Below are 3,689 nucleotides of genomic sequence, written 5' to 3' on the forward strand. Positions count from 1 at the left end.
AAGAGTTCGCCAAAGGCTGGGCGCTCGATCGCAACTTCGCCCCGCAGATGGACGAGGCCACACGCGAAGCCCGCTACGCCGCGTGGAAAAAGGCGGTCGAGGCCACCATCGCGGCGGCGAGGTCGGTCTGATGGACTTCTCTCTGCGCTTTCCCGGCCGCATCCTCTTCGGGCGCGACGAGCGGCATGCGGGCGCGGAGCTGATCGCGCGCTACGGGGCGCGTGTAGCGCTCGTGCGCGGGCGTTCGGTCGGTTGGGCCGACACGCTGGAAGATACTCTGCGCGAGGCGGGCCGGACGGTCGAGGTGATCGTCAGCCGCGGCGAGCCGAGCTATCCGGATCTATGTGATGCGCTCGGTCGGTTGCGCGAGATGCGCCCCGATTGTGTCGTTGCGGTCGGGGGCGGCGCGGTGCTTGATCTGGGCAAGGCTTTGGCGGCTCTGATCCCCGCTGCGAGCGATCCGATCGTGCATTTTGAATTGGTCGGGGAGGGGCGCCCGCTAAGCGCGCCGCCGCTGCCGTTTGTCGCGATCCCTACTACCGCCGGCACCGGAGCGGAAGCCACCCGCAATGCGGTGATCCAGTTCCCCGAGCACCGCCGCAAGGTCAGCCTGCGCGACGATCGGATGATGGCCTCGCTCGCGATCGTCGATCCGGCGCTGACCGATCGCTGCCCGCGTGCGGTCACGCTGGCCTCGGGGCTGGACGCGCTGACGCAGGTGACCGAGCCTTATCTCTGCAGTCGTGCGAATATTCTGACCGACGCGCTTTGCCGCGATGCGATCCCGCGCGCGATCCATGCGCTGGTCCAGCTGATGGCGCGGGAGAGCACAGATGCACGAGACGACATGGCGCGGGCGAGCCTGTTCGGCGGCGTCGCTCTGGGCAATGCGGGCCTCGGCGCGGTGCATGGTTTTGCTGGCGTGATCGGTGGCCGGAGCGGTGCGGCCCATGGGGCGATCTGCGGACGGCTTCTGCCCGGAGTGCTTCAGGCGAACCGTGCCGCCGTGGCGGGCGATTCCGCGATGGCCGCGCGATTCCACGAGGTGGCGGGCTGGCTGGGCGAGGGGCTGGCGGTTGCGCCGGCTGACGCTTTCACGGCGTTGGAGCGGCAGATCGACGAATGGGGGTTGCCCCGGCTTGGCGCGATGGGTGTCGATCCGGATGAGATCGAGGAGACCGCGCGGCTGTCGCGGTCCAGCTCCTCCATGGCCGCGAATCCCGTGCCGCTGAGCGAAGATGTCCTGAGCGACATTCTGCGCGCCGCATTCTGAGCGGCTTCAGGTGCGAATGACAAATCCCCGTGCGATATGATTACGCACGAACCAGATCATCGCGACACCCGGGATCAGCGAGACAACAGTCATCGCCATCACCAGCCCGATATCCGTTTGAAAGCCGAACAGCGCGCTGATCGCCATGGTGATCGGCTTGCCCGCAGTGACCGTCAGAATGCGCGCGAAGACCACCTCCACCCAAGAGAAGATGAAGCAGAAGAAGACGGTCACGCCGATCCCCGGCGCGATCACCGGGATCAGCTTTCCGACGAAGAAATGGCCGAAGGAATGGCCGTCGAGAAAACAGGTCTCGTCGAATTCGCGCGGCACGGCGGCGATGAAGCTCTCGAGGATCCAGATCGCGATCGGCAGGTTGAACACACAATGCACCAGCGCGATCCCGACCGGGCTGTTCACCAGTCCGACATGGGCGAAGAGAATGAATATCGGCAGCGACAGCACGACGGGCGGCGTCAGGCGAAACGCGATCAGCGCGAAGAGAATGTGGCGATCGCCGGTAAAGCGGAAGCGCGCAATCGCGTAAGCTGCGGGCAGTCCGGCGGCGAGGCAGAGCGCCACGTTGAGCAGAACATAGACAAGCGAGTTCCAGATTGCATCGCGCAGGTCGGGGCGTGCGAAGACGGTGGCATAGTTGATCAGCGTCGCCTGTCCCTCGCGATATCCCTCGCGCGGCAGCGTCAGCGTGAAGCTCAACAGCACCGTTTGGACGAAGGGCAGCAGGATGAAGAGGGCCAGAGCTGCGAAGGCGAGGCCGAGCAGAATTGATGGGCGCATTCGCGTCATCTTCATCGGGTCGCCTCCGGCGAGGTGTCGCGCCCGGCCCGTATGCGGATGAACGCCCATGCGACGCTCAGCACGATCAGGAAATCGAGCATCGCACGCGCGGCGGCACGGCCATAGGTGAAGCTGCGAATGTCCTCTCCCAGTTCGAGCGAGAGGAAAGTCGTCGCACCCTGCGGCCCGCCCGCGTTAATCGTGAAAGCCTCGGTGTAGATCATGAAGCTGTCCACGAAGCGCAGAAGCAGCACGATCGAGAGCGCCCCGGCGATGCGCGGCAATTCGATATGGCGGAATACCGCGAGCCGTGAGGCTCCGTCGATCGCCGCCGCCTGTCGATAGGAGGCCGGGATCGCCGACAGCGACGCATAGGAGAGGATCACGACGAGGCCCAGCCAGTGCCACGTATCCGCCGCGACGATCAGGATCCAGGTATGCAGCGCGGTGAACTTGTAGTCGAAGCCAATACCCGCTGCGGCGATCGCCTTGCCGAGAAGCCCGACCTGGGGATCGATCAGCGTGAGCCACATGCCCGCGATCATGTTCCACGGAACAACGAGGGGCAGGGCGAGCATCATCAACACCGGCACCGCCCAGCGACCGATCCGCAGCATCAAGAGAGCGATCCAGATCCCCAGCGGCACCTGAATCGACAACACGATGGCCGAAAACAATGCGCTTCGCCCGAGGCTCGCCCAAAAGCTCGGATCGCGGATGATCTCGAGATACCATTGCGGCCCGACCCAAAGTGCCGTGTCGAGGGTGAAGATGTCGTGGAAAGAATAGTTGAACACCGCGACCAGAGGCAGGACAGCGACAAACCCCAATATGAGAAGCGCAGGCAACAACAGCAGCCACGCGCGGTTCGAATGCGGCTTGATCATCCCTATGCCCTCCCCGGAAGCAGCGTACTTCGCGCGTTAAGCGAACGGGTTGGTCGTATAAATGTCAAGGATACTAAAGATTTAAGGCGGCGGATGGGGCGACGGTGGCTGCCGTCTTGGCGACGCTTGTGCCGGGGGAGGGGCTTTTGCTGTCGGTGCGACTGAGAAAGGGGCGCGCATGGCCGGCGATCGGCTAGAGCAGATGGCGCGCGTCGCAAACGTGGCGGAAGAGTTCGGTCGCTTCGCTCCGATCTTCGAGCGCGAGCTGTTCGAAATGGAATATTGGCCGCTCGAACAGGCAAAGCTGAAAAATAAAGAAGAAGCGTGAGCACTTCAGCACGCGGCTATAATCGGCAAAGCGGCGAACTGCTCGCCATCGCGCGTTCTCTTTCTGGCTTCGTGAGCGGTTTCGACCGTGCAGCAGATCTTTTCGAGATGAGCGATTGCATCCCGAATGGCATCTGCGAGAGGCGGGGCGACCTCCGGTGAAATCGAGAGCATTCCGTCCTCGCAGCGGTGCACCCATCCCTTCTTCTGCAAGGTCGGAACTTTGCGTCGCGCGGTTTCCCTTTGTCTCCCACGATATTCCGCGTTCGATCGCACGTTGATGGCGTATCGCGATCGCTGGTCATGAGCGTGCGTTGCGAGATGCGATCCTCATGGCTGTCCGATTTCGTTCATTTCGCTGGTGACTCGGTTTGGTTTGCGGGGTGCCCTTGGGGCATGCCTGG

At 63.5% G+C, this 3,689-nt stretch carries 4 protein-coding genes; 2 read left to right on the forward strand and 2 right to left on the reverse strand.

Features of this window, described 5'->3' with window-relative positions; translation table 11 throughout:
- Positions 1–130 precede the first annotated feature (130 nt).
- A complete protein-coding gene (locus B6V73_RS20230) occupies positions 131–1,273 on the forward strand; it encodes an iron-containing alcohol dehydrogenase (protein ID WP_088726305.1) in 1,143 nt (380 codons plus the stop codon).
- 6 nt (positions 1,274–1,279) lie between these two features.
- Here B6V73_RS20230 and B6V73_RS20235 read toward each other — a convergent pair whose 3' ends face one another.
- Together B6V73_RS20235 and B6V73_RS20240 are read right to left on the reverse strand one after the other, a co-directional pair.
- Positions 1,280–2,086, reverse strand: coding sequence for a carbohydrate ABC transporter permease (locus tag B6V73_RS20235; RefSeq protein WP_233243250.1), 807 nt, complete (start codon positions 2,084–2,086; stop codon positions 1,280–1,282).
- Complete coding sequence (locus tag B6V73_RS20240) at positions 2,083–2,958, reverse strand: sugar ABC transporter permease (protein ID WP_240504213.1); 876 nt, start codon at positions 2,956–2,958, stop codon at positions 2,083–2,085. The genes B6V73_RS20235 and B6V73_RS20240 overlap by 4 nt, the downstream gene beginning before the upstream one ends.
- Positions 2,959–3,136: 178 nt before the next feature.
- Here B6V73_RS20240 and B6V73_RS20925 point away from each other — a divergent pair, with 178 nt between their 5' ends.
- Positions 3,137–3,286, forward strand: a complete 150-nt coding sequence (locus tag B6V73_RS20925) for a hypothetical protein (protein WP_168173089.1) — start codon at positions 3,137–3,139, stop codon at positions 3,284–3,286.
- The last annotated feature ends 403 nt before the right edge of the window (positions 3,287–3,689 follow it).

The organism is Thioclava sp. JM3 (assembly GCF_002213185.1).
Classification (GTDB): domain Bacteria; phylum Pseudomonadota; class Alphaproteobacteria; order Rhodobacterales; family Rhodobacteraceae; genus Thioclava; species Thioclava nitratireducens.